22 protein-coding genes, 1 other RNA gene and 1 pseudogene are annotated in these 25,469 nt (G+C 45.1%); 17 read left to right on the plus strand and 7 right to left on the minus strand.

The window, feature by feature from the left end; genetic code table 11:
• Window positions 1–235 precede the first annotated feature (235 nt).
• The 8 genes and pseudogenes from FTU50_RS07770 to FTU50_RS07805 all read left to right on the plus strand — a co-directional run bounded on the left by FTU50_RS07770 (window position 236) and on the right by FTU50_RS07805 (window position 10,122).
• Window positions 236–1,486 (plus strand): YncE family protein, encoded by a 1,251-nt coding sequence (locus FTU50_RS07770; protein WP_180046523.1) that lies wholly within the window; start codon window positions 236–238, stop codon window positions 1,484–1,486.
• A gap of 97 nt (window positions 1,487–1,583) precedes the next feature.
• The gene (locus FTU50_RS07775; RefSeq protein WP_228278776.1) at window positions 1,584–2,075 is read left to right on the plus strand and encodes a hypothetical protein; all 492 of its coding nucleotides are present in this window, start codon (window positions 1,584–1,586) and stop codon (window positions 2,073–2,075) included.
• A gap of 529 nt (window positions 2,076–2,604) precedes the next feature.
• The gene (gene lldP / locus FTU50_RS07780) at window positions 2,605–4,275 is read left to right on the plus strand and encodes an L-lactate permease (RefSeq protein ID WP_171499828.1); all 1,671 of its coding nucleotides are present in this window, start codon (window positions 2,605–2,607) and stop codon (window positions 4,273–4,275) included.
• 24 nt (window positions 4,276–4,299) lie between these two features.
• Window positions 4,300–5,049, plus strand: coding sequence for a transcriptional regulator LldR (gene lldR / locus FTU50_RS07785; RefSeq protein ID WP_005179260.1), 750 nt, complete (start codon window positions 4,300–4,302; stop codon window positions 5,047–5,049).
• Complete coding sequence (lldD, locus tag FTU50_RS07790) at window positions 5,046–6,200, plus strand: FMN-dependent L-lactate dehydrogenase LldD (protein ID WP_016659249.1); 1,155 nt, start codon at window positions 5,046–5,048, stop codon at window positions 6,198–6,200. Before lldR ends, lldD begins: the two co-directional genes overlap by 4 nt.
• 90 nt (window positions 6,201–6,290) lie before the next feature.
• On the plus strand, window positions 6,291–8,006 hold the full coding sequence (dld, locus tag FTU50_RS07795; RefSeq protein ID WP_179996991.1) for a D-lactate dehydrogenase: 1,716 nt from the start codon (window positions 6,291–6,293) through the stop codon (window positions 8,004–8,006).
• 48 nt (window positions 8,007–8,054) lie between these two features.
• The gene (locus tag FTU50_RS07800) at window positions 8,055–8,954 is read left to right on the plus strand and encodes a LysR family transcriptional regulator (protein WP_004970549.1); all 900 of its coding nucleotides are present in this window, start codon (window positions 8,055–8,057) and stop codon (window positions 8,952–8,954) included.
• A 227-nt stretch (window positions 8,955–9,181) separates the two neighbouring features.
• Window positions 9,182–10,122 (plus strand): annotated as a pseudogene (locus tag FTU50_RS07805) (IS5 family transposase).
• A gap of 353 nt (window positions 10,123–10,475) precedes the next feature.
• On the opposite strand, the gene ssrS reads toward FTU50_RS07805, so the two are convergent.
• From ssrS to FTU50_RS07820, 3 genes are all read right to left on the minus strand, one after another.
• A non-coding RNA gene (gene ssrS / locus FTU50_RS07810) (6S RNA) lies at window positions 10,476–10,659 on the minus strand.
• Window positions 10,660–10,756: 97 nt separating this feature from the next.
• Window positions 10,757–11,044, minus strand: coding sequence for a cell division protein ZapA (locus tag FTU50_RS07815; RefSeq protein WP_005179243.1), 288 nt, complete (start codon window positions 11,042–11,044; stop codon window positions 10,757–10,759).
• A gap of 2 nt (window positions 11,045–11,046) precedes the next feature.
• Window positions 11,047–11,598 carry a hypothetical protein gene (locus FTU50_RS07820; RefSeq protein WP_005179239.1) on the minus strand — a complete coding sequence of 184 codons (552 nt, stop codon included), beginning with the start codon at window positions 11,596–11,598 and terminating at the stop codon, window positions 11,047–11,049.
• A 64-nt stretch (window positions 11,599–11,662) separates the two neighbouring features.
• On the opposite strand from FTU50_RS07820, the gene FTU50_RS07825 reads away from it, so the two are divergent.
• The 5 genes from FTU50_RS07825 (at window position 11,663) to FTU50_RS07845 (ending at window position 17,338) form a co-directional block, all read left to right on the plus strand.
• Window positions 11,663–12,292 carry a UPF0149 family protein gene (locus tag FTU50_RS07825; protein ID WP_168390703.1) on the plus strand — a complete coding sequence of 210 codons (630 nt, stop codon included), beginning with the start codon at window positions 11,663–11,665 and terminating at the stop codon, window positions 12,290–12,292.
• A 47-nt stretch (window positions 12,293–12,339) separates the two neighbouring features.
• Window positions 12,340–13,668: a Xaa-Pro aminopeptidase gene (pepP, locus tag FTU50_RS07830; RefSeq protein ID WP_177155879.1), complete on the plus strand. Its 1,329-nt coding sequence runs from the start codon at window positions 12,340–12,342 to the stop codon at window positions 13,666–13,668.
• Window positions 13,669–14,466: 798 nt separating this feature from the next.
• Window positions 14,467–15,675, plus strand: coding sequence for a 2-octaprenyl-6-methoxyphenyl hydroxylase (gene ubiH / locus FTU50_RS07835; RefSeq protein WP_180046521.1), 1,209 nt, complete (start codon window positions 14,467–14,469; stop codon window positions 15,673–15,675).
• Window positions 15,672–16,913 (plus strand): FAD-dependent monooxygenase, encoded by a 1,242-nt coding sequence (locus FTU50_RS07840; RefSeq protein WP_180046519.1) that lies wholly within the window; start codon window positions 15,672–15,674, stop codon window positions 16,911–16,913. The genes ubiH and FTU50_RS07840 overlap by 4 nt, the downstream gene beginning before the upstream one ends.
• A 176-nt stretch (window positions 16,914–17,089) precedes the next feature.
• A complete protein-coding gene (locus FTU50_RS07845) occupies window positions 17,090–17,338 on the plus strand; it encodes a hypothetical protein (RefSeq protein ID WP_016659239.1) in 249 nt (82 codons plus the stop codon).
• 52 nt (window positions 17,339–17,390) lie between these two features.
• On the opposite strand, the gene rsmI is transcribed toward FTU50_RS07845, so the two are convergent.
• Entirely contained in the window at window positions 17,391–18,236 is an 846-nt protein-coding gene (gene rsmI / locus FTU50_RS07850) for a 16S rRNA (cytidine(1402)-2'-O)-methyltransferase (protein ID WP_168384607.1), read from the minus strand.
• Between the two features lie 11 nt (window positions 18,237–18,247).
• Between rsmI and FTU50_RS07855 the strand changes: the two genes are divergently transcribed.
• From FTU50_RS07855 to FTU50_RS07870, 4 genes are all read left to right on the plus strand, one after another.
• Entirely contained in the window at window positions 18,248–19,216 is a 969-nt protein-coding gene (locus FTU50_RS07855; RefSeq protein WP_180046517.1) for a penicillin-binding protein activator, read from the plus strand.
• Complete coding sequence (locus FTU50_RS07860) at window positions 19,217–19,639, plus strand: YraN family protein (protein WP_075167708.1); 423 nt, start codon at window positions 19,217–19,219, stop codon at window positions 19,637–19,639.
• A gap of 61 nt (window positions 19,640–19,700) precedes the next feature.
• The gene (locus FTU50_RS07865; protein ID WP_163141546.1) at window positions 19,701–20,384 is read left to right on the plus strand and encodes a BON domain-containing protein; all 684 of its coding nucleotides are present in this window, start codon (window positions 19,701–19,703) and stop codon (window positions 20,382–20,384) included.
• On the plus strand, window positions 20,374–21,258 hold the full coding sequence (locus tag FTU50_RS07870) for an alpha/beta hydrolase (protein WP_180046516.1): 885 nt from the start codon (window positions 20,374–20,376) through the stop codon (window positions 21,256–21,258). The genes FTU50_RS07865 and FTU50_RS07870 overlap by 11 nt, the downstream gene beginning before the upstream one ends.
• Window positions 21,259–21,269: 11 nt before the next feature.
• On the opposite strand, the gene nudC is transcribed toward FTU50_RS07870, so the two are convergent.
• From nudC to dnaQ, 3 genes are all read right to left on the minus strand, one after another.
• Entirely contained in the window at window positions 21,270–22,037 is a 768-nt protein-coding gene (gene nudC, locus FTU50_RS07875; protein WP_075167710.1) for an NAD(+) diphosphatase, read from the minus strand.
• On the minus strand, window positions 22,037–23,680 hold the full coding sequence (locus tag FTU50_RS07880; RefSeq protein WP_005179216.1) for a hypothetical protein: 1,644 nt from the start codon (window positions 23,678–23,680) through the stop codon (window positions 22,037–22,039). Before FTU50_RS07880 ends, nudC begins: the two co-directional genes overlap by 1 nt.
• A gap of 125 nt (window positions 23,681–23,805) precedes the next feature.
• Entirely contained in the window at window positions 23,806–25,293 is a 1,488-nt protein-coding gene (gene dnaQ, locus FTU50_RS07885) for a DNA polymerase III subunit epsilon (protein WP_005179215.1), read from the minus strand.
• Window positions 25,294–25,469 lie beyond the last annotated feature (176 nt).

The following is a 25,469-nucleotide window of genomic DNA, read 5'->3' on the forward strand; positions in this document are numbered from 1 at the left end:
CCTTTCTGCACAACTTGCAAAGGGAGCAGGACCGTTACAGATTTTCACTAATAAGATGTATTGCAAAAACCGGAGCTTATTGATGCTCGATCTGCAAGATCAAATGGGCTTCCGTCGGATTTTACAGCAAGCGGATAGATTTCTAGGGCCTGTTGTCTTTATGCTGATGCAGTGTTGATACGTGAGTATGACAAGAACAAATTAAAAATGAACACATGGTTAGGAAAACAATAACATGGACTATAAAAATACCCTGCGTAAATATCTGCTGCCGGCCGTTTGTGCTGTCACGGCACTCAGCGCTAGCGTTGCTCAGGCAGCCTCTACAGAAATGCCTGCACCGGCCAATTCCAAACAGGTTTTCTTTGTGGGCAATAACTGGGATGGAACGGTCACAGTGATTCGTCCTTCCGGTGATTTTGGCAAGATTGGGGTGGTGAATATGATTCCGGACCGCAAACAGCGGCTGCTGGAAATTCATTTAAATCCAATCAAGCTAATTGCCTATACCTACATTCAACAAACTGCAGGTGAGGGCAATGACCAGTTGGTGGATGATATGTATTCCACCCCAGATGGACAATCCATTGTAGCTTCACGTCCAAGTTTTGCCGATGTGGTATCCATCAACATTAAAACGGGCAAAATTAATTGGCGTACGCCAGTCGAAGGTTTCCGTGCAGACCACATGGCGGTTTCACCAGATGGGCAGCGTGTTGCTGTGTCGGCATCTTCAGGTAATGTGGTGCATGTCTTAGATATTCATACAGGTAAAGAATTGGGGCGTTTTGCAACAGGGGATAAACCGCACGAAAATATTTACTTTGCAGGTGGAACGAAAATCTTAAACTCTGCGATTGGTAACGTAGAAACCTCAATGGATGCACAGTGGCAAGACTTCACCAAAGGTAAGCGCTTTATTACCATTGCCGATGCCAACAATTATAAAGTTCTGAAAAAAATTGATTTCCGACCTGCTTTAGATGCCTTTGGACGTAAAGATTTATCCAATTCAGTACGTCCTATGGTGTTAAGTAAAGATGAAAGCAAACTTTATGCACAGGTTTCATTTTTTAATGGTTTGGTGGAATATGACTTAAAAACCGATAAAGTCACCCGTATTGGACAATTACCGGGCAGCAGTACAATTCCAAAAGACCGCAGCAAATGGGTAAATGATTCACGTCATCATGGTTTATCCATTAGTGCCGATGGCGAAAAACTCTGTGTGGCAGGTACGATGGATGATTACGCGACCATTGTAGACCGTCAGAGTTTAAAAGCTGGCAAACTGATTCCTGCAGGTAAACCATATTGGGCAACCCGTAGTCCAGATGGAAAAAGCTGTGTGATTTCAGAAAGTGAAACCGATGTGGTCACGGTGATTGACTTCGCTACAGGAGAAAAAGTCCGCAGTGTACCAGTAGGGAATCACCCACAGCGAGTACGTTTGGGTTATGCACCAAGCGATTGGTCGACGCCGTAATTTTTAAGCCGATCATAACAGGCAAAACATACTAAAGCGCTCAAGACGATATTTGAAATGAGCGCATTTTAGAATGGTTTACCTATGGAGCGTGCACATGAAAGGGACTCGATGGCTCGGTATTGGCTTTTTTGTTTTGGCTGTCGCGGTGTTGTTTACCGTGGTGTATATGTTTCAACCGCCGAATAAGACTGTTTCGGAAACAGTATGGGTGAAACCGAACGCAGCTTCCACAGAGATAGAAACAACGCAAAGTCTATTTTCAGATGAATCTGAAAATGTAATTGAAACAAACGCTATGTTAGAGCGTGCTGCGGTATCTGCAGTTGAAATGCAGCAATTAATCCAGCAACGTGATCAGTTGTATTTAGGCTTTGAGCAAATTAGTACAGGGTTAAGCCAAGGGCAAAAACCTGATTTAAACCGTGTACAAAGTATGTTGCTACAGCAGGAACAATTGGTACAAGCAGGCGTATTAAGAGCAGAAGATGCAATGAACTATAGCCAGTTCTTAAAGCAAATTTTACCTGAAATTGCAGGGCAAATTGATTTGCATATTTCGCGTTTAAAACGTCTAAACGTGGGGTGACAGGCTAAGCCCACAGATAAGCTTATGATCTGCTGTTATAAATACACGATAATGCCATTGTTGCAGTCAACAATGGCGTTATTTTTTTGTCTAAAATATTCTTTAACCAACATGTTTTCTAAACCGAATAGCGGCCACTTGAGCTGAATTTATCTACGATTCATTTTATCAAGCGTTCAATTCATCTTAGAAGAAAGCACACTGATTCCATTGTATTGGACTAAAGTTGTATAAAGCTGTGCGAAATAAATTTGGTTTTTCCCTCCTTTTAAAAACTACAGAAAAAACAAAGTTTAAATTTTTCTTCACCGCATTTTTTATGCTGCAAACATAGATCATCTTAATTTAAATTGGTATGACCATTTAAATAAATAATCAGACCAATATTGACATTTATTTGTATAAAACTATTATTTGTTGCAAATATTGAGGGTATTTTGATTTTCATTTCAATATTGGTCAGACCAAAATTAGAATTTTACCTCTACGCTTAGACCTATGTTTACGTTTGAGTGAGCATTTCAAGGAGATGACAATGCTTCAACATTGGCAACAGATCTATGATCCAATGGCAAATATTTGGATTTCGAGTCTTATTGCATCAATCCCGATTATTTTTTTCTTTTTGGCACTAGCTGTATTTCGCTTAAAGGGAAGTGTTGCGGGAACAATTACGGTGATTTTGGCGTTATTAGTGTCTTTATTTGCCTATGGCATGCCTGCACCAATGGCTTTTGCTTCATTGATCTATGGATTTTTCTACGGTTTGTGGCCAATCGCATGGATTATTATTGGCGCATTATTTTTATATAAAATCTCTGTAAAAACAGGGCAATTTAACATTATTCGCTCATCTATTCTTTCGATTACAGAAGATCAGCGTCTTCAGATGCTATTAGTCGGCTTCGCGTTTGGGACATTTTTAGAAGGTGCAGCGGGCTTTGGGGCGCCAGTGGCAATTACTGCAGCTTTGTTGGTAGGTTTGGGTTTTAAACCTTTATACGCTGCGGGTTTATGTCTGATTGTGAACACCGCACCGGTTGCGTTTGGCGCAATGGGGATTCCAATTATTGTGGCGGGTCAGGTTTCAGGCGTAGAAACCATGGAAATTAGCCAGATGGTTGGGCGTCAGTTGCCATTTATGGTGCCTATTGTGCTGTTCTGGATCATGGCAATTATGGATGGCTGGCGCGGTGTGAAAGAAACTTGGCCTGCGGTATTGGTGGGTGGTGGTGCTTTTGCAATTGCACAATACTTGACCTCTAACTTTGTTGGACCAGAGTTGCCAGATATTACCGCTGCAATTGCATCGTTGGTGAGCTTAACAGTACTGTTTAAATTCTGGCAGCCAAAACACATTTTCCGTTTTAGCGATGCAGACACAAAAGTAGATGCCAACTTGGTTGCAGAACAGCAGCAGAAATACAGCATCGGTCAGATTGTGAAAGCATGGTCACCCTTTGCAATTTTAACGGTGATGGTCACCATTTGGAGCATCAAACCGTTCAAAGATTTATTTGCTAAAGATGGTGCAATGCATGATTGGGTCATTTCCATCAAGGTGCCATTTTTACATCAACTGGTACAAAAAATGCCGCCTGTGGTGGCAGACGTCAAAGACTACGATGCCATCTTCAAGTTTGACTGGCTGAGTGCCACGGGTACTGCAATTATGATTGCGGCTTTCATCACCATCATTTATTTAAAAATGAAACCACGTGAAGCGGTGAAAACCTTTGCAGAAACCATCAATGAATTAAAAACACCGATTTATTCCATTGGTATGGTGCTGGCTTTTGCTTTTATTGCCAATTATTCAGGTATGTCTGCCACCTTGGCATTGGCTTTGGCTCATACAGGTAATGCCTTTACTTTCTTCTCGCCATTTTTAGGCTGGATTGGGGTATTCCTGACTGGTTCAGACACATCAGCCAATGCCTTATTTGCTGCCTTGCAAGCCACAACTGCACAGCAAATTGGTGTGCCAGAAGTATTACTTGTTGCCGCCAATACCAGTGGTGGTGTTACAGGAAAAATGATTTCGCCGCAATCGATTGCAATTGCCTGTGCCGCAGTCGGTTTAGTCGGTAAAGAATCGGATTTATTCCGCTTTACCGTGAAACACAGTATCACGTTCACCGTAATGATCGGTATTATTATCACTCTACAAGCTTATGTGTTCCCATGGATGATTCCATAACCACATGCACAAGAGGATAGCCGCATGAAAGTTTCCGACAAAGTTGTTCAAGACCTGCGCACACTGGTTGAAAAAAATCAGATGCAAGTCGGAGACCGATTGCCTGCCGAAAGAAAGTTGTGTGAACAACTCGGGGTTTCCCGTTCCTCTTTGCGTGAGGCTATTCAGCAATTGACCAGTCAGGGCATGCTGGTCAGCAAAGTTGGAGCGGGTACTTTTTTGCAACAGCTGCCAACCAATTGGTCGCAATATCAAATTGTGCAGCCTTTAAGTAACCTGATTGATGAAGATCCTGCTTATCGTTTTGATGTGCAGGAAGCACGAATGGTGCTTGAAGGTGGTACGGCATGGTATGCCGCACAGCGGGCAACCGCTGAGGATTTGAAAAAAATCCGTGCTTGTTATGAGCAAATCGCCCATTTTCAAATTTTGGGTGATGATGATCAGGCGGCAATTGCCGATGCCAAGTTTCATTTGGCAATTGCCGAGGCATCGCACAATTTGGTGCTTATTCAAATGATGCGCGGCTTATTTGATTTGTTGCAATACAACGTGGTTTTGGGTCGACGTAAAGTTTATACCGAAGCCCACCGTTTCGATCAGTTGCATGATCAGCATTTTCAAGTGATGGATGCAATTGAACGTCAGGATCCAGAAGCTGCCCGTGCGGCAGTGTGTGGACATATTGAATTTGTAGTTCAACAAGTACGCATGATAGACGAGGAAGATGCGCGTCGTCAGCGTGCGAGTCGATTAAACAGGATAGCGCCATGATTATTTCTTCTGCGAATGATTACCGCGAAGCAGCTAAACGCCGTTTACCGCCATTTTTATTTCACTATATAGATGGAGGTGCGTATGCGGAACAAACGCTAAAAAGAAATGTAGAAGACCTTTCACAAATTGCCTTGCGCCAACGTGTATTAAATGACATGTCGGCTTTAAGTTTAGAAACCACGTTATTTAATGAAACTTTGTCGATGCCTGTGGCTTTGGCGCCAGTCGGTTTAACAGGCATGTATGCGCGCCGTGGTGAAGTACAGGCTGCGGTAGCAGCAGACAAAAAGGGTATTCCGTTTACATTATCTACAGTGTCGGTGTGTCCAATTGAAGAAGTGGTACCTGCCATTTCTCGCCCAATGTGGTTTCAGCTCTATGTGTTACGTGACCGTGGCTTTATGCGCAATGCTTTGGAACGTGCCAAAGCAGCTGGCTGTTCAACATTGGTTTTTACAGTAGATATGCCTGTGCCTGGTGCACGTTATCGTGATGCACATTCGGGCATGAGTGGGCCAAATGCGGCCATGCGCCGTTATATGCAAGCAGTGATGCATCCAAACTGGGCGTGGGATGTGGGTTTACTCGGCCGCCCACATGATTTGGGCAATATCTCCAAATACTTGGGCAAGCCGACTGGACTGGAAGATTATATTGGTTGGTTGGGCAATAACTTTGATCCATCCATTTCATGGAAAGACCTAGAGTGGATTCGTGAATTTTGGGATGGCCCGATGGTGATTAAAGGCATTTTAGACCCTGAAGATGCTAAGGATGCTGTTCGTTTTGGGGCTGATGGAATTGTGGTGTCTAACCACGGTGGTCGTCAGTTGGATGGTGTGCTCTCGACTGCACGTGCTTTACCGCCAATAGCTGATGCAGTAAAAGGAGATCTAAAAATTCTAGTGGATTCAGGTATTCGTAATGGCCTAGATGTGGTGCGCATGTTGGCGATGGGTGCGGATACTTGTATGCTCGGACGTGCCTTTATTTATGCACTAGGTGCAGCAGGTGGGGCGGGTGTGAGTAATTTACTCGAATTGATTGATAAAGAAATGCGAGTCGCAATGACCTTAACGGGTGCTAAAAACATTCAAGCGATTAACTCAGATTGCTTGGTACAACTTGAGCGTGAACTGAAAGGCTAAATTGCCAACAGGAGCGATCAATCCATCAACCGATGCATTTGGCTGAATCGCTTAATTGTATTTTTCACCTTGTTTCAGGACTTGTACACTATGCCACAGACAATTTCTTCTGCAACACAATTTGATGCTGCAGCAACCCTCAAAAACTTGGTCGATATTGTGGGAAAAGCGCATGTATTGACCCATGAATCAGATACTCGTTTATATCGTCAAGGGCGACGTTTTGGCGAAGGACAAGTTTTTGCGGTGGTTACGCCAGGTTCTTTATTGCAGCAGTGGCAAGTGTTACAAGTGGCGGTGGCGGCTGATTGCATTATTATTATGCAAGCTGCTAATACTGGACTCACGGGTGGTTCTACCCCTTTTGGTGATGACTATGATCGTCCTGTAATTTTGATCAACACCCAACGTTTAAAAGGTATTCAGCTCATCAACGATGCCAAGCAAGTGATTTGCTTGCCTGGTGCAACGCTAGATGCTTTGGAACAACAATTGGCGCCACATCAGCGTGAGCCACACTCAGTCATTGGTTCATCTTGTATTGGCGCTTCAGTGTTGGGCGGGGTATGTAATAATTCAGGTGGTGCGTTGGTCAGACGTGGCCCTGCCTATACTGAGTTGGCCTTATATGCACAAGTCGATGCACTGGGCGAGTTGCAACTCATCAATCATTTGGGGGTGAATTTAGGGAACTCGCCAGAAGAAATTTTAACCAAACTTGAGCAACAACAATATCGCCCTGAAGATATTGAATATTCGGAACATTGTTGTGCTTCAGATCAGCGTTACGTGCATGATGTTGCCCAAGTCGATGCCGATACGCCTGCACGGTTTAATGCCGACCCGAGCCGTTTGTTTGAAGCTTCGGGTTCGGCAGGTAAAGTCTGTGTGTTTGCAGTGCGTTTGGATACATTTGAGAAAATTCCGAGTCAGGTGTTTTATATCGGCAGCAATCAGCAGGATGATTTAACCGCGATTCGCCGTTTTTTATTACGTGATTTGCCGCGTGTACCGATTGCTGGCGAGTATATTCATCGAGATGCCTATGACATTGGTGCAGAATATGGCAAAGACAGCTTCTTGTTTATCGAGAAGTTTGGCACCAGTAAAGTACCTGCAGCTTTTGCCATGAAAGATAAAGTTGATGGTTTTCTAACCCGTTGGGGCATGCGTGGATTGTCGGATAAAGTTTTGCAAATGTTCACGAAACTACTGCCAAATCATTTACCAGAACGCATGAACCAATTTCGTGATTTGTATGAACATCATTTAATTTTGCGCATTGAGCAGCAAGATGTTGCGGCAGTACAGCAGTTTTTAATGGATTATTTTATCACGCGCAATTCCGGCGGTTTTTTTCTATGTAATGAAGATGAAGGCCGCAAGGCTTTTCTGCATCGCTTTGCAGTGGCAGGTGCTGCAATTCGTTATCGTGATACACATCGAAATGAAGTGGAAGACATTGTTGCTTTAGATATTGCGTTAAGACGTAATGATCAGCAATGGGTTGAAACCTTGCCCGAAGAGTTGGAGCAGGCGATTATACATAAGTTGTATTATGGTCATTTTTTATGTCATGTCTTTCATCAGGACTATATTATTAAAAAAGGCGTAGACCCGTTGGCGATGGAACATCAAATGTGGTCATTGCTTGATGCACGTGGGGCAGAGTATCCTGCAGAGCATAATGTTGGGCATTTATATGTGGCGAAGCCTGCCTTAAAGCAGCATTATCAAAAATTGGATCCGACCAATTGTTTTAATGTGGGCATTGGGCATAGCTCTAAATTAAAAGCTTGGCGTTAAATAAGGATGAAAACTGAGCAGTGAAACTGATTCTAAGGAAAGATGGATATGTTTAAGTTAGATAGCAAACTGCTACAGATTTTTTACTATGTATATAAATTAAAAAATGTGTCTGCAGCAGCAGATGCATTGGGCATGAGTCAGCCTGCGGTTAGTAACTGTTTAAATAAAATTCGTCAGCATTTTAATGACCCATTATTTTTAAGGGTTGGCAATGAAATGTTGCCTACAGAGTTGGCGAAACAGATTTTTTCACCGATTAGTGAAATTATTAATAAAATTGAAACGGTCAATAATTTTAAAGTCGATTTTGATCCGACACATTCCGATCAATTATTTACCTTGGCAATGACCGATGTTTCGCATTTGGTTTTATTGCCAAAACTGACCAAGTTTTTAAAAAAATATGCACCTTCAGTGCGGATTAAAATTCGTCCTATTACCCGTGAAACCAGTTATCAAATGGCAAATGGTGAAATTGATTTTGCGATTGGTTTTTTACCTGAGTTAGAGCAGGGTTTTTATCAGCAGCAATTATTTTTACAATATTATGTGGTGATTAGTCGTAAAGATCATCCACGTATTTGTGAAAAAAGTTTAGATGTTGAAGCTTATATTCGTGAATCGCATGTCGATGTAGATACCAGTATAGGTCACTACCATATTGAAAATGAATTAAGCAATCGTGGTTTAAGACGTAATATTCTAATGAGTATCCCAAGTTATTTAGGGGTCGGTTTAATTGTGCAAGAAACCGATATGATTGCGACAGTGCCTTATTATTTAAGTGAGGTGTTATTGGCACGCGGGAATTTACAAGTAGTGAGTGCGCCTTTGAATTTTCCAACTTATCCTGTACGACAATATTGGCATACGTCTTGTCATCACCAAACCAGTCATCAGTGGTTAAGAAAAGTGATTTTTGATTTGTTTAGTCAGCATCCTTAATTAATCGTATTTAAAGTAAAATTTTTATAATTTTTTAAATTATCATTCGCTAATTCCCTCATCTTCAAAAGAGCAGGCTAGGCTGAGGGAATTAGTGATTCTTTTTTATAAGGCAATAAAACTAAATTTCTGCCCACGATTTTGATTGCAGCTATACATTTTCATTTTTCCATGGCTTTGTTGCACAAAGCTGTTCTTAAGGACTCCTTCGGCAATATAATTTCCAAATGAAGAAGCCTACACACAAAATCTACCGCACAACCAATTGGCCCGCATATAACCGAGCTCTCATTAATCGTGGGAATATTGCCATTTGGTTCGATCCAAAAACACAATGGTATGCAGAACCTCAAGGCAAACAAGGTCGAAGTCAAACCTACTCCGACATAGCGATTCAATGCTGTTTGATGATCAAATCTCTATTTAGACTCACTTTACGCATGGTCACTGGCTTTGTTCAGAGCCTCATTAAACTTTGCGGCTGAGCAGCCCCGAATATCAGTGATATTCGTATTCGACTATTTGTAGAAGACAAAAGCATATTGATATTGCGATAAGCTATCAGAAAAGTCGTGATGGTCTCCACCTACTCGTCGACTCTACTGGCTTGAAGTTTTTAGGTGAAGGTGAATGGAAACGTAAGAAACATCAGCCTGAATATCGTCGCCAATGGCGTAAACTTCACATTGGTATAGATGCTGAAACGCTGCAAATACGGGCCGTTCAGCTCACGACAAACAATGTCAGTGATTCACAAGTACTCGAAGATTTACTTGATCAAATTCCACTTGATGAGCAGATTGATTCTGTCTATACAGATGGTGCTTATGACACGAAACACTGCAGAAAAGTCATTTCAGATCGACAGGCACATGCGGTGATTCCGCCAAGAAAAAATGCGAAGCCCTGGAAAGACAAAAAGCTGAGATCTTTAGAAAGAAATGAATTGTTGAAAACGGTTAAATGCCTAGGAAGAGCAATTTGGAAAAAGTGGTCTGGGTATCATCGCCGAAGCTTGGTAGAAACCAAGATGCATTGCATCAAATTATTGGGAGATAAACTCAGTGCACGGAGTTTTCAAAGCCAGGTGAATGAGATTCATGCACGTGTGGCAGTATTAAATAAATTTATGGAATTAGGCCGAGCTCATACCCAAGTTGTCACTTAAATTTAAACAACTTAGGAAAGCTCTATCTTTAAAATCTTTATGCAACAAAGCCCTGCAGTACTAAAAATTGCAGATAATAAACTTTATGAAGCAAAACATAGTGGGCGGAATTGCATCCGTTCTACAGTCAAGTCGTCTGCTTAAAAATTTTGCTGAACTGCAATCTTGTGAAGATGTTAATCAAATCGATCTTACTGATTTAATTCGGGATGGCGTTCTTTTAAGATGGGTTGTATCTACAAGAGGGCTTAACGGTTAGTTTGAAGCTTTAAAAGATTAGAACGAGAGAATAAATAATTATAAAAAAGAGGAAATTTAGAAGTTCTTAGGACTGAATAGGGGATCAATCAGCTAAACCCTCCGACGGTGCCGCTGCATGTGTCGTTACCCTGAACCCGATGAGTTCAAGGTGGACGCGACGTATACTTGCTGGGCTTCCCACTCAGGGTGGGCATGCACTCTAAATATACAGAACGCAATCCATAAGTTTAAGTATCGGCAGGGGAATAGACCTGCTGGCGAACACCTCAGAGTTAGACTCAGTATAAAGGATTCAGCTTTAGACGCAAACCTATCGGCCTACAGAACTGTAAATTTAAGTGTCATTTGCACAGGCTTTATGCAAGTCAAAGCCTTATTCGGTCAGTGTTTCGACTTCTTCCAGAATTGTGGCCAGCAAGCGTTCACAATGGGCATATTCCTGCAGGGATTTGTTCATCGACAGCACTTCCTGCATCAGCTCTAAGGCCACCATAATAATCAGCTTGCTTGGTTCCATACGTGGTGCTTTACGACGAAATTCATCATATTTTTCATTCAGTAATTCTGCTGCACGTTCCAGATCCGCCCGTTTTTCAAGAGTCGTGGCCAGCTTGAAACTGTGTCCTAAAACACGTAAATCTACAGGAATTTGTTCACTCATGCTTAAGCTTCCTCGCTGACATCAGTTGGATGGGCCAATTGCTGAATTTCCTGGGCATTCTGGTCTTGTGCAGTTCCTAAAATGGCCAGACGCTGAATAATTGCCTCGACTTTGGCTTTGGCATGCTCATTCTTCTGCAATAAACGCTCACGTTCTTGCTGCAAAGATTGCACATTCTGCAAAGTCTGACGCTGTTCATTCTGCAACTTTTCTTTAATGACGCGTAGCTCGTTACGTTCGGCCAGCAATTCCTGAAAGCGGTTTTTGAGATCGGTGCAGCTTTTTTCCAGACGGCTATAACGGTCCGCCAATGCGGTCGCATCCTGATTCAACTGCTGAAATTGGGCCTGACTGGTGCTGAGCTGTTCACTTAAAGACTCAATTTCTTCTTGTTTTTGGGTAATCACCCCATTTCTTTGCACAATTTGTGCATGATGCTGCTCTTCAGCCTGTTGCTTGGCTTCAGCTAAAGATTGAGTTTCACTCTCATAATGCGCAAGTCGTGTTTTTAAAACACCAATATGCGCCTGTAGACGCTGTAATTCTTCTAACATATCGTGGTCGCACAGTCTTGCAAACAAAGGTAATATATACGAAGTATAGAGATTGGATAAGCGAATGCAAGACGATATTTCAGGTTGGTCCGAATGGTACCGCAATTTTTCCACGATTGAAGAAATTTCAAGTCCAAGTGAGTTACATGGTTTACTGACCGGTATAGTTTGTGTGACAAATGCACCAACTGAAACCGAGTGGCAACAGATTCTGGCAACCCTGAATGTGCCCGAACTTAGTCCGGAAGCGCTGGATATTTTAACCGGCGAAGCGGAAGATGTAGCGCATGCTTTATCTGAAGATGAACTGGATTATCTGCCCCTGTTACCGGATGACGAACACGTATTACAGGAGCGGGTACAGGCGCTGGCCGACTGGTGTGCCGGCGTAGTTCTGGGCTTTGGCCTGGCGTCCGGACATATCCGCAGCGATGAGCTGGAGCTGATTGAACATCTGCAAGATGTGGCAGCAGTCGAGTTTGAAGACTCGGACAATGATGAAGAAGGCGAAGAAAGCTATCAGGAATTATATGAATTTGTCCGCCTGATTCCGGTGAGCCTGTCGGTTGGCCGCAAGAAAATAGCGGTTGATGAAAGTTCTTTGTTACAAAACGTACATGCCAAGTCACGTCAGGTGGCTGCGCCAGAAAGTGGCAGTATTGTAGAAATGTTTACCCCACATCGTCCGAGCTGATTCGGGCGATACCATCCTCCCTTTATTTAGGCTGCGAAGAAAAATTAATGAAGAAACTGACCCAGGTAGAATTTAAAGAACGTCGTGACCGTCTGGCTGAACTGATGGGCCCACACAGTATTGCCATTATTGCCACCAGTCCGGTGGCCATGCGTAACCGGGATGCTGACTATAAATATCGAACGGACAGCAGTTTCTTCTACTTGACCGGCTTTGCAGAACCTGAAGCGGTCGCGGTCATTGAAACCTATGAATCTATAGATGAAGGCTATACCTATAGCCTGTTTTGCCGCGAACGTAACAGGGAGATGGAAATCTGGAATGGCTATCGCGCCGGTATTGATGGCGCCATTGAACAGTATGAGGCCGATGAAGCCTATGCCATTGACCTGCTCGATGAAGAAATTCTGGAAAAACTGCTGGATAAAGACCAGCTCTTTTACCGTATTGGACAGAATGCCGAATTTGATGCGCGGGTGGCCAAATGGATTGCAGCTGCCAATGGCGAAAGCCGCCGTGGTACCTCGGCACCAGCGCAGGTGGTGCAGCTCGACCGTCTGGTCGATGAAATGCGTTTGCACAAAGACACCAAAGAGCTGGAACTGATGCAAATTGCGGCAGATATTTCTGCCGAAGCGCATACCCGGGCCATGCAAACGGTTAAGCCAGGTATGATGGAATATGCGCTGGAAGCCGAACTGAACTATGTATTTGGCCGAAATGGCTGTGTTCCATCCTATAACAGTATTGTCGGTGGTGGTGAAAATGCCTGCATTCTGCACTATGTAGAGAACGACAAAGAACTGAAAGATGGCGATTTGGTGTTAATTGATGCCGCCTGTGAATATCAGTTCTATGCTTCAGATATTACCCGGACCTTTCCGGTGAATGGCAAATTCAGCCCCGAGCAAAAAGCGCTGTATAACCTTGTACTAGATGCTCAGCTTGCAGCAATTAATGCCGTACAGATTGGCAACTCCTATAAAGAACCGCATTATGTTGCGGTACGTATTCTGGTGCAGGGCCTGCTTGATTTAGGCATTATGCAGGGTGATCTGGACGAGATTATTGCGTCAGAAAGCTATCGTCAGTTCTATATGCATGGTACAGGCCACTGGCTGGGCATGGATGTGCATGATGTCGGAACTTATAAGGTTGATGGCGAATGGCGTGCTTATGAAGCCGGTATGGTGGTTACGGTTGAGCCGGGTCTATACATTGCCCCGGATGATGAAACGGTAGATCCAAAATGGCGTGGCATTGGCATCAGGATTGAAGATGATATTGTCGCGACCAAAAATGGACCACTGAACTTAACTGCGAAAGTAGTGAAAACTGTAGACGAGATTGAAGCGTTGATGGCTGCGACCAAATAAAAGCCGTACAGCTCAAAAGCCGGTCAGAAGATCGGCTTTTTTGATTTTGAATTAGCGTTAATGGATTAAATAGAGATAGACATCCAGACTAATTCACGAAAATATGCCAAACCCATTTAAAAATATTGCCAACGCTATGAGGAAATACATAGCCTAAAACAAAACAGCAAATGACTGTAAAAATTACAATTTTAACTGAGCTTATTGTAAGGCTGAGATAGAGGGATGAAAAAATTGCTAACCCTAGCCCCAAAAAAATCCCGGCGACAGCGTAGTAAAATGCTGTAATAAAACGTTCAGTATGATCCATTTATTATCCTAACATTCTAATTATTTTAAGAAATTATAGTATGGCTTTTAGATTGAATAATAGAAGACTTAACTTGCGGCCGGAAAGCCATGAAACATCCATTGTATGCCCCACAACAGAACCAAGATTAAAACGACTAAAAAGATAAGTTCTAATTTCTTCATGTTTTAAATTTTCTACAATGAATAGCATACAGCTGATACGAATTCTTTAATTTATTTTATCTACGTTAGGGCTGTCGCTTGCTCAGCTTAAGTCTGGCGCTCCGGGCTTTGTATAGATGTTATATTGCATACCATTCCAGTGTCATCTTATGGAATAACATCTTTTAAACGGGATTTATGGTCAGAACACGCAAGCGCTGAAGCTCAGAAATTCCAGCCATCCACACGAATCATTATAAAAATCCAATCCCTTGATGTAATATAAAATCAATCATGATTAAGATGTATCTAAACTTTTGAGATACCACAAATAAGGATTCAAGCATGCAACAAGAAGTCATCATCGTGGGCGGCGGTATGGTGGGGCTGAGTTTGGCGCTCATGTTGGCCAAATCCAATATTGCGGTCAAACTGCTCGAAGCAATTCAATACCCGAATTATGATGATGCCAATCTTGCCCCGCATCACTCCAGTTTTGATGCACGAAACAGTGCGCTGTCGCGTCGTAGCGTACAGATTTATCAGGAACTGGGCCTATGGGAAGCCTTACAGGAACATGCTGTCCCGATTCTGGAAGTGCACATTACCGAGCAGGGCAGTTTTGGGAAGGCGCGTCTGCAAGCTGAACAGGAAAAAGTCGAAAGTTTTGGACAGGTGATTGAAAATGCCTGGTTAGGCCGGGTGTTATTGACTCAGGTGCGCGCAGAGCCTTTAATTGAACTGATTGATGGGGTAAAAGTCACCTCGCTGAACCAAGATGCAGATCTGGCTTATCTGGAAGCGCAGCGTGGAAGTGAAGTCTTAAAACTGCAATCCAAACTGGTGATTGCTGCCGATGGCCGCGATTCATTCTGCCGTAAAGCCCTAGGCATTGGGGTGGATGAACATGATTATGATCAGGTCGCCATTGTAACCACCGTACAAACCTCTAAACCACACAATCATGTCGGTTTTGAGCGTTTCAGTCCTTTAGGTCCGCTGGCGTTATTGCCTTTGCCGGGTGAATATCGTCGTTCGGTGGTCTGGCCGGTGAAAAAAGGCACGGAACATGAATGGGTGGGGGAAGACAATGACCAGCATTTCCTTAATGCCTTGCAGCAGACTTATGGCGATCGGGCTGGAAAATTCCAGAAAACCGGACGCCGTTTTAGCTTCCCGCTTTCGCAGGTGCTGGCAGAAAAACAGGCAGTGGGCCGAGTAGTACTGATGGGTAATGCGGCACATACCATTCACCCGGTGGCCGGACAGGGCTTTAACCTGTGTATGCGCGATGCTTATGTGTTGGTGCGTTATTTAAAAGAACAGCTGGCTCAACAGGCCGATTTGGGCGATGCCGCCATGCTGCAAGATTATGAAAAATCCCGTCTGACCGATCAGCAGCGCGTGATCAAATTCTGTGACAGCGTGGTGCGTGGCTTTAGTAACCAGAATCCGGTGCTGAAACTACTCAGAAATACCGGTCTGATTGCCTTTGATACCATTCCGGGAATTAAACCACTTGTTGCCAACTATGCCATGGGACTAAAAGCATGAACCAGACAGCACACGTATTAGATGCCGTTATTGTGGGTGGTGGTTTGGTCGGTGGCTTAACTGCATTATTACTGGCCCAAGGTGGGGTACAGGCCACAGTGTTGGATGCCGCGCCAATTCTGGATACAGAAAAAACCTTAAGCGTGGCCAATCCGCGCGTACTGGCTTTAAGTCAGGCCACTATCCACTTGCTAAAAAATGTGGGTGTTTGGGATAAACTGGCGCGTCAGCAGCCTTATACCGGCATGCAGGTCTGGAATAAAAATGGCTATGGCGAAATCAATTTTGGTCAGCCGGCAGAAAAAACACCCGGAGTGGATCAGGTGCTAGGTTCAATGGTGGAGCCGAGTATTTTAAATCTGGCCATTCAGCAAACCATGCTGACGCAGATTCAGGATTATCGTACCCAGGTCAAAGTCACCCGGATTGAGCAGGGCATTGGCGTCTGGCATATTTTCTTGGCCGATGGTACGAAGCTCAGCACCAAACTGTTAATTGGCGCAGATGGGGCCAATTCCTTTGTCCGCGAACAGGCCTTTATTGATCTGGATGTGCTGGATTATCAGCAGGCAGGCATCAGTTGTGCTATTCGAACTGTCCAGCCGCATCAGCATGTGGCGCGTCAGATTTTTCTGGAAACCGGTCCACTGGCATACCTGCCAATGAGCAGCCTCAAGCCTGAACAGGATGGCCATTGGCAATCTATTGTCTGGACGCTACCAGAGGATTATGCAGAAGAATATGCCGCGTTATCCGATCAGGAATTTACCCAGCTGTTGACCCGTGAAAGCCATCATATGTTGGGTGAAGTACTGGAAGCTACACCACGTGCCCGTTTCCCTTTAAAAGCCCGTGCTGCGCAGCACTATGTTGAGCCGGGACTGGCACTGATTGGCGATGCGGCGCATGTGATTCATCCACTGGCCGGGCAGGGCGTCAATATTGGCTGTCTGGATGCCGCAGTCTTGTGTGATGTTCTGCTGCATGACCGGGCACGTGGGGTCTGGGCGCATGAGCAGACCTTGAAGCGTTATGAGCATCGTCGTAAAGGTCAAAATGATGCAATGATGCACAGCATGTCTGCAATAGGCTGGCTGGAAACCACCCAGTTATTCCCGCTGGTCTGGGGACGTAATTTTGGCTTGAAGCAGGTTGAACAGCTGCCGGTGTTAAAAGATGCTTTTATGGCGCAGGCCAATGGTTTGCATCTGCTGAAAGACACGCGGTATGCGGTCTAGCTAGAAATAGTTATTTTTTAAACATTCATTAATACATGATTACGAATTTGGTTAAAAAAGACACGATTTTTTCGTCTTTACCTCTAGGCGAAAGGCGCAGAGATTGATAAATTTCTTCCTAATTGCATGACAACGTTCACCAGGACTCAATTGAGGTCATTTGCGGGGAGATTAAAATGACGGATATGAACGATTATGATGATGTAGAAGATACCACCGTCGATGACGATGAGGCAAAAGCGGCTGAAAAAGGTGCACTGGACAGCGAAGATGCCGTAAACGATGGTGATGTGGCGGAAGCAGAAACCTTAACCGTAACCGCTAAACAGAAGCAACGCCAAGCGTTAGAAGATGAAATTGCGGCCTTCTTGGCACGTGGGGGAAAAATTACTGAAGTCCCACCAGATGAGGCTGCACGCGAATAAGAAAAAAGCATCACCGGAGTGATGCTTTTTTATTGCGAATCAACAGCCAGAATCAGTCATCGCGGTTTTGGCTCAGTTCCAGCGCACGCTGATAAGCCACTTTTTTCTTGATCCCGGTTAAATCGGCGGCCAGCTGTGACGCTGCTTTCACCGATAAATCCTGTAGCAGTCGGGTGAGCAGCTGATCCAGCTTTTCCTGCTCCAGATCTTTTTCCGCGGTTGCACCACCCACCACCAGTACAATTTCACCTTTTTGCTGATGATGATCGGCTTCAATAAAACTGACCAGCTCACCCAGCGTCATCTTCTTGATGGTTTCAAAGGTTTTGGTAATTTCACGGGCAAAACCGACCGGGCGCTCGGCCCCGAAAATATTGGCCATATCTTTAACGCTGTCCAGAATCCGGTGTGGCGCTTCATAAAAAATCAGGGTCGCAGTCTGGTCTTTAAGTTTTTCCAGACTCAAGATACGCTGTGACTGTTTTGACGGTAAAAAGCCTTCAAAGCTAAAGCGGTCACTCGGTAAACCAACCGCACTCAGCGCTGCAATTGCGGCACAGGCTCCCGGAACCGGAATCACCCGGATATTGTGTTCTTGTGCGGCGCGGACCAGTTTAAAACCGGGGTCGCTAATTAGCGGAGTACCGGCATCACTAATCAGGGCCATATTTTCGCCGTTCAGCAGGCGCTGAACCAATATATCAATTTTGTTACTTTCATTATGTTCATGGCACGCCGTTAACGGAGTTGATATATTATAGTGCTTTAATAATTGAGCGGAGGTCCGAGTATCCTCTGCCGCAATAATATTTACAGACTTTAGAACATCAATCGCCCGGTAGGTCATGTCGTCTAAGTGCCCAATTGGGGTGGCTACAACAAATAACTGAGCACTCATAAGGTTTCTCCATGTTTAGGCAAATTATTAATAACAATAAAAGACAGCTTCAAAAAGCAATCATTACCACGGCGCTGTTGGGCGCAGGACTTTCAGTCGCCCAGGCCGAGATTCTGGTCATTCTACCTGAATCGGGTCCTATGGCGCGAGCCGGTTTCAGTATTCAGCAGGGTTTTATGCACGCTTATCATGCATCGGGTGAGAAGATGCCGGTTAAATTGATTAATTCCGAGCAGCGCAAAATTGGTCCCTTGCTGCGTCAGCATGTCAATGCCAAGACCCGGGTGGTGATTGGACCTTTGGCACGTGCCGATGTTGAGCAGTTAATTGCGCTGCGGCCCAAAGTGCGTACACTGGCCTTAAACGAGGTGATCCAGCAGCATCCACGGGTGCTACAGTTTAGCCTGTCAAAAAAAGATGATGCACAGACCTTAAAACAGCTGTTCCAGAAAGATCAGATTAATCATCTGTATATTCTGCGTGAACCCGGCACCGAAGCTGAACATGAGCTGTTATTGATGTCTCTGGTGTCGCAGCTGGATTATCCGGTGGAGGTGGTGGACAGCCCGCCGAGATGGCTGAAACGTCAGCAGGGGGTGTTATTGCTGGGTTCGAATGGCTGGATCAATCGCCAGAACAGGTTGCCCAAAAAGCGCTTATACAGTCTGGCCAATGCCGTCGAGTCACAGCAGCAGTTACCGCAAGGCCTGCAGTTTTGTGATGCGCCGGCTTTATATCAGTCCCAATGGGCAGATGTACAGGCCGGGATTCAGGCGGCCAAGGCGGAACACTTTTCTTTTCAGCGGCTGGTGGCCTTTGGTGGAGATGCCTGGCAGATCGCCAATTATTATCTGAAACAGCCACAATTAAACCGCATCGAGTTTGAAGGGCGAACCGGTTTAATCCGGATTCAGGACAACCAGATTCAGCGTATTCCGAAATGTTATGTGCAGCAGAAACAGCTGGTGCAGATCCTGTAAATGGCCAGTCAGCGCGCGCGTCTAGGCCAGTGGGCCGAACAGCAGGCTGCAATGTTATTAGAGCAGCAGGGTTATCAGATTCTGGCGGCCAATTACCATTGCCGTTATGGTGAAATCGACCTGATTGCCCGGCAGGATCAGCAGCTGGTGTTTGTGGAGGTAAAGGCGCGATCTTTTAGCGATTATGGCCGGGCGGTGGAGGTGGTTTCCATCTCCAAGCAGCAAAAGCTGATTAAAACTGCGCTGACCTATTTGAGCAATTCTGCACAATTACAGGATTTTTATTGTCGATTTGATGTGATTTGTTTTGATTTTACTGAACAAATTGCAAAAACAGTACAGCAAGATTTTTCCAATTTCACGTATGATCTGCAATGGATTGAAAATGCTTTTACTTTTGATTCAGAGTTCATTAATCTTTGAAGAGAATTGAAGCAAAGATGCTTGAAAACAGAAATGAATAAGTAATGAGGAGTCTTGCTGAGTGTTAAATCGTATCGCAATCACAGTGCTGTGTGTGGCAAGTTTATCCGGCTGTGCAAGTTTTATTTCCAGTGGTACGGGTTCTGCACCTGTAGGAACGGAAAGTGGCGCACGCTCACTTGGCCAGGTCTTTATTGATAACTCCATTGAACGTACAGCAAAAATTAATTTATATAAGCTGGATGCCCGTTTTAAACAGTCACGCGTTAATATTGAAAGTTTCCACGGCAATGTATTACTGACCGGTCAGGTGCCAGATGCACATTTGAAGCAGTTGGCGGAAGACAATGTCCGCGCCATGAGCGATGTTAAAACCGTACACAACTATATTGCCGTGGGCAACCAGATTGGTTATAGCACCATCATGCAGGACACCACCGTGACCGCCAATACCCGTGGCCTGATTATGAAAGCGCCGGTGGTTTCCGACAGTAAAGTGCGAATTCACACCGAAGATGGCGTGCTGTATGTGATGGGCCGTTTGAATAATGCGGAAATCGCCGATTTAAATCAGGTGTTACAGCAGGTCGGTAATGTCACCAAAATTGTGACCTTAATTGACAATATTGAAGCCTCACAGGCCACATCTTCTGGTTTTGCCAGCCCGATGATGAATGTACAGCCGGATGTACAAACCCCGGTCGCCATTGATCCGGACCAGATCGAGCCAACGAATGCGCTCTAAGTTGTTCCAGTTTAAAACGCAGCTGCAATATCGTCTGGTTCAGGCCAAAAGTGTATATCAGGAATTCCGCCTGTATGATTTTGGCAGTTATGCCCTGAACCGTTTGACTCCACGACAGGGCTATACGGTAGAGAACGATCTGGCTTATGGAGCGAATGAACGCCATCAGCTGGATTTGTACCGGACTGCCCAGCCACGTCCCCAGCAGCCGTTAATTGTTTTTGTCCATGGTGGTGCCTGGTCACGGGGTGATAAAAAAGATTATCGCTTTGTTGGCGAAGCTTTTGCCCAACAAGGTTTTGATGTTGCCGTCATTAATTATCAACTGGCGCCGCAGAATATTTTTCCGGTCTATATTGATGACCTGACTTTGGCACTGAACTATCTGCATGATCAGCAGGCAGAGTTAAGGATTAACACTGATCAGATTATCCTAATGGGGCACTCGGCCGGTGCGTTTAATATCATGTCGGTGCTGTATCATCCGCAGCCTTATGCGCTGAACTGCCGAGACAATATTCGGGCTGCGATTGGCTTGGCTGGTCCCTATCATTTTGACTATAAAGATGATCCGCTTTGTGCCGATGCATTTGATCAGACCATTCCTTATCATGATGTGATGCCGTATTACTTTGTGGAAAGTAATCACATTCGTCACTATTTGCTGGTGGCTGAGAATGACCAGATTGTGCATTTGAGTAATGCGGTTGATTTTGATCATGTGCTAAACAAGCATGGCAATCATAGTCAGCTGATCACCATTCCACGCACCGGGCATGTCAGTATTATGGGCTCGGTATCGAGTCTGTTTAGCCGTTATTTTAAGACCAAGCACACGATTATGCAGGCGCTGGAAGAAACACTAAGTTCCTGAGTAGCGTCTCTTTAGAGCCAGGCTTTGCTGTCGTCTGCGACGGCAGAGCCTTCGGTCACGTGTTTGATCATGGCATGGGCAATACTGCCTTTGAACGGAATATTCGGCAGTTGATCAAATTTAAAGAATTGCGCATCGCTGATTTCTTCTTCCTGTAACTGCAGTTCACCACCGGCATATTCGGCTTTAAAGGCAATCATCAGGTTGCTTGGAAAAGGCCAGGGCTGACTGGCCAGATACTGAATATTCTTTAGCTGGATACCGACTTCTTCCGCGGTTTCACGGCGTACCGCTTCTTCCAAGGTTTCTCCCACCTCAACAAAACCGGCAATCAGGCCATACATATTGGTGGTGTTTCGCGCATTTTTGGCCAGCAGAATTTCATCTTCACCGCGGGTAATGACGGTAATGACACAGGGTTGTACACGTGGATATTGGCGATACTGGCAGACCGGGCAAACCATGGCATATTCGGTGGCATGCGCTTCGGTTGGATGGCCGCAGTGGCTGCAAAAACGGTGATTACGACGCCATTCTAGCAACTGGATTGCACGGCTGGCCTGTTCAAATTCGGCACTGTTCCAGAACTGTAACAGCTGGCGAATTGGCAATAATTGATAGCCTTCAGGAATGGGCTCATCGGGGAGTAAGTCGCGGGCAATCACCTGATTGCCCGTAGACAGGTCACTTGCTAATTTTTCAACTCGGGGCAGTTGAAACTGTTCATCGACCAGCAGTTGCTGTTGGTGAAAAATATAGGCAAGTGAGAGTTCAGACATTAGGCTACAGCTTTCAGTTTTTCGCTACTTGCCAATGCTACATCAAACATCGACTGTAAAACAGGCTGTTTGTTTTTTAAATTGTCAATCAGCATGTCGGCACCGGCCAAGGTGTCTAACACGGCATTCAGCTCGTCACTACTGAGCGTTTCACCGGCTTCGCATTTACGATAGATAAAGTCAGCGGCAGTCAGCAGCGCCTGCTGGCCTTTTTCTTCATTCAGGAACAGCAGGGCACCGGCCACTTCACGCAGCTGGGTACAGGTGTTTTCCAATAAACGCACATCCTGATCCTGAACGTGCTGCACCAGAATCTGCTGAGCCAGATCAATTAAGGTTTTGGTTTCGCTCAGCAATACTTCATGCGCTTCATCTAAACGGTCCAGCGAAATGTGCATGTTGTTAACGCGCAGCTGTAAACGGCTAGAGGTATGATGACGCTCCAGCACCCCAATCGAGTTCATCGCTGATAAAATGGTGTTCATCAGCTGCTGGGCAAAGCTTTCTTCTTTGAGCACTTCGGCCTGACTCAAGGCGTCGGCCTGAACCAGCAGATCACGGTGGGCTTCATTCAGGTTCAGCACTTTAAAGATATTGGCCAGATCTTTGAGCTTGGCTTGCAACTCCTGGGTTTTTTCAGGGGTCATGTTCTGGTAGTTGTATTCGATGTCATTGCGAATCTGCGCCATTTCGCTGGTCGCCAGAGCACTGATGGTCTGCATGGTTTCAAAATCCGGACCATACAGATGACGGCTGAAGACCTGTAACTGGGTGTCAGTCAGCAGGTCTTCACCAATATTCAGCTGTTCGCGGATGTGCTGGGCCACCTGATCTTCCTGGCTAATGCACAGGCTCAGGATGTTGGCCAGATCACTTAACTGGGCCTGGAAGCTGTCTGGTGCGGCAAAGTATTGACGCATATTCAGTTCAATACTGATTAAGGTGCGTAAACGTGGTTCATTCAGCAGCAGGTTATCAATCTGGTTTAACGCCACATAGACCAGATTCCAGTATTGTTGGCTTGGATGCTGGGCGGATAGACCGGCTAAATAGGTGCCGACCAGTTTCATGGCTTGCAGATCCAGCTCGGATTCTTCCTGCTTCAGCAGTTTGTACAGTGACAGTTTATACAGCTGATGCACATAGCCTGATTTTTCCAGACCGGGTGCTTGTGGCAATTTGAATTCCGGGTGAATACAGTCCAGCAGAGATTCAATATGCTGGCCTTCCTGGGTGAGTGGTTTACCCAAGGCACGTTCCAGACGGTTTAAGGTATCGAGCAGGAACTGTGGAATTTTAACTTCGCGCAGACAAATAAATTCGATGTAGCGCTTGAGCATGGTGGTGCCTTCACTTAAGGCAATCACGTCTTCAGTTTTAATTTGCGCCGGATTCCCCATAATCTTGCGCATTAATTCTGCTGAATATTGGGCAATTTTTGCCAGGCTCGACATATCAATCAGGGCCAGTACCTGGGCACATTGCTCAAACTGGTTAAGGGCATCATCAATCCCGAAAGGTAAAGTCTGATCTTCTGCCAAGGTGCTGACTGCGGATTCCACCAATTTGATTGAATTATCAACCTCATTTTTTATTATCAGTAACGCAGTCGGATCAAAATGAATAGAGGTTTGGTAAGACATGTATCTGCACCTTTCCTAGTGTTTTATCTGTTTATGGGCCTGCTGCAAAAACAGCAGACCTGTTTATCTTAACTATAACTGAACTAGGAACAGATTAAATACAAAAAATTACAATCGTCGGTTTTTTATTTGGCAAAAAAGCAGGGCTGTCCATGCTTTTCTTCAAATTGTTTGACCCAATTCTCATGTGCTTCCAGCTCTGCGGCGGAAGGCAGAATCACCGGCAATTCCACTTCAATGCTGCGACGACCCGATTCACCGCTTTGTTCTTCATGATGAGCTGACAGGGCATCCATATCAAAGGATACCTGGCCACCGGTCATGGCCAGATAGACATCGGCCAAAATTTCAGCATCGAGCAAGGCGCCGTGGAAGGTACGGTCACGCGCCGGAATTTCATAACGCTTCACTAAGGCATCGAGCGAGTTCTTTTGTCCCGGATGCTTGTTTTTGGCCATTACCAGGGTATCGGTGACTTCACACACCGCCGATAAATCGCCTAGACCACAGCGGTTAAACTCCATATCCAGGAAGTTCATATCGAAGGTGGCGTTATGCGCAATAATTTCCGCGCCTTTTAAATAGTCATACAGCACTGCAGCAATTTCGGCATACTTCGGCTTGTCTTTTAAAAACTCATCCGAAATACCGTGCACCACTTCCGATTCACCGACCGGTTTTTCCGGGTTGATATAAATATGAATCGAGCTGCCGGTCAGTTTGCGGTTGACCATTTCAATCGCGCCGACTTCAATAATCCGGTCACCATCCTGATAATAAAAACCGGTGGTTTCCGTATCCAGAATCAGCTGGCGTGGACCATAAGCCTGAACCGTGGCCGGGGTAATCACAATATGGGGATGCGATGACGTGTTTGCTGGCGCTGTTGCACTCTGGTTCTGGGTTTCATCTTGGATCAGGACTTCGTTCTGATTCGGGCTGTCATTTTGACTGAGGGTTTGCGTCACGGTAATGCTGTGCTGGGTCAGACTGAGATGATCCTCCTGCACCATTAGCAGTTCTTCTTCGACTTCAACGTCTAGTTGGCTGTCGTCTAGATCGAAGCCAAAAGGGTCGTCGAGCAACCAGTCAGATTCTGCTTTTTTTTTAGCCGTGCCCGGCGGGATGACTTCAGACTCAGCGCTTTTATCTTCAGTAATGATTTGTACCGGCGTCACTTTGACCTGCTGTGCAAATACCAGATCGGCCCCTTTGTTGGCCAGCTGATCGGCCATTTCATTGCCAGCATGGCCAGCGTGACCTTTAATCCAGTGCCATTCAATTTCACGACCCTGACAGATGGCATCCAGTTTTTGCCATAGGTCCGGATTTTTCACATCTTTCCAGTTTTTCTTTTTCCAGCCGGCAATCCATTCGGTCATGCCGCGTTTGACATAGTTGGAATCGGTCCAGAGAATCAGTTTGGCCTCTGCCGGGCAGAACTGAATGCCTTCAATGGCTGCCGTCAGCTCCATACGGTTGTTGGTGGTTTCCAGTTCCCCGCCATAGAGTTTGTGCTGCTGGGTTTCTGTAATGACATATGCACCCCAACCGCCCAAGCCAGGGTTTCCACGACAAGCACCATCCACATATAGTGTGATTGTTTGAGACATAAGCCAGATCCAAAAAGAGCCAAATAAAAACCGAGCCGCTATTGTATAACGCAATTGCAGATCAGAAACGCCGAAGACGTCAATTTTTTAATTTCTTGTAACATTTATATTAGAATCGCGCTAGAGTAAAACCTTGTGTCGTAGTGATGCTTCACTACAATGTCAAATCTAAAAAA

Origin of the sequence: Acinetobacter sp. YH12112 (genome assembly GCF_013418945.1) — a bacterium.
GTDB classification, from domain to species: domain Bacteria; phylum Pseudomonadota; class Gammaproteobacteria; order Pseudomonadales; family Moraxellaceae; genus Acinetobacter; species Acinetobacter indicus.

Bases quoted from the DNA above. Each gene is read 5' to 3' on its own strand.
- lldP (WP_171499828.1), top strand. From the start codon at position 2,605: ATGACAATGCTTCAACATTGGCAACAGATCTATGATCCAATGGCAAAT.
- dld (WP_179996991.1), top strand. From the start codon at position 6,291: ATGCCACAGACAATTTCTTCTGCAACACAATTTGATGCTGCAGCAACC.
- FTU50_RS07860 (WP_075167708.1), top strand. From the start codon at position 19,217: ATGGCCAGTCAGCGCGCGCGTCTAGGCCAGTGGGCCGAACAGCAGGCT.
- FTU50_RS07845 (WP_016659239.1), top strand. From the start codon at position 17,090: ATGACGGATATGAACGATTATGATGATGTAGAAGATACCACCGTCGAT.
- FTU50_RS07775 (WP_228278776.1), top strand. From the start codon at position 1,584: ATGAAAGGGACTCGATGGCTCGGTATTGGCTTTTTTGTTTTGGCTGTC.
- FTU50_RS07770 (WP_180046523.1), top strand. From the start codon at position 236: ATGGACTATAAAAATACCCTGCGTAAATATCTGCTGCCGGCCGTTTGT.
- lldR (WP_005179260.1), top strand. From the start codon at position 4,300: ATGAAAGTTTCCGACAAAGTTGTTCAAGACCTGCGCACACTGGTTGAA.
- FTU50_RS07870 (WP_180046516.1), top strand. From the start codon at position 20,374: ATGCGCTCTAAGTTGTTCCAGTTTAAAACGCAGCTGCAATATCGTCTG.
- rsmI (WP_168384607.1), bottom strand. From the start codon at position 18,236: ATGAGTGCTCAGTTATTTGTTGTAGCCACCCCAATTGGGCACTTAGAC.
- pepP (WP_177155879.1), top strand. From the start codon at position 12,340: ATGAAGAAACTGACCCAGGTAGAATTTAAAGAACGTCGTGACCGTCTG.
- FTU50_RS07820 (WP_005179239.1), bottom strand. From the start codon at position 11,598: ATGTTAGAAGAATTACAGCGTCTACAGGCGCATATTGGTGTTTTAAAA.
- FTU50_RS07840 (WP_180046519.1), top strand. From the start codon at position 15,672: ATGAACCAGACAGCACACGTATTAGATGCCGTTATTGTGGGTGGTGGT.
- FTU50_RS07825 (WP_168390703.1), top strand. From the start codon at position 11,663: ATGCAAGACGATATTTCAGGTTGGTCCGAATGGTACCGCAATTTTTCC.
- FTU50_RS07815 (WP_005179243.1), bottom strand. From the start codon at position 11,044: ATGAGTGAACAAATTCCTGTAGATTTACGTGTTTTAGGACACAGTTTC.
- lldD (WP_016659249.1), top strand. From the start codon at position 5,046: ATGATTATTTCTTCTGCGAATGATTACCGCGAAGCAGCTAAACGCCGT.
- dnaQ (WP_005179215.1), bottom strand. From the start codon at position 25,293: ATGTCTCAAACAATCACACTATATGTGGATGGTGCTTGTCGTGGAAAC.
- FTU50_RS07880 (WP_005179216.1), bottom strand. From the start codon at position 23,680: ATGTCTTACCAAACCTCTATTCATTTTGATCCGACTGCGTTACTGATA.
- FTU50_RS07800 (WP_004970549.1), top strand. From the start codon at position 8,055: ATGTTTAAGTTAGATAGCAAACTGCTACAGATTTTTTACTATGTATAT.
- FTU50_RS07855 (WP_180046517.1), top strand. From the start codon at position 18,248: ATGTTTAGGCAAATTATTAATAACAATAAAAGACAGCTTCAAAAAGCA.
- nudC (WP_075167710.1), bottom strand. From the start codon at position 22,037: ATGTCTGAACTCTCACTTGCCTATATTTTTCACCAACAGCAACTGCTG.
- ubiH (WP_180046521.1), top strand. From the start codon at position 14,467: ATGCAACAAGAAGTCATCATCGTGGGCGGCGGTATGGTGGGGCTGAGT.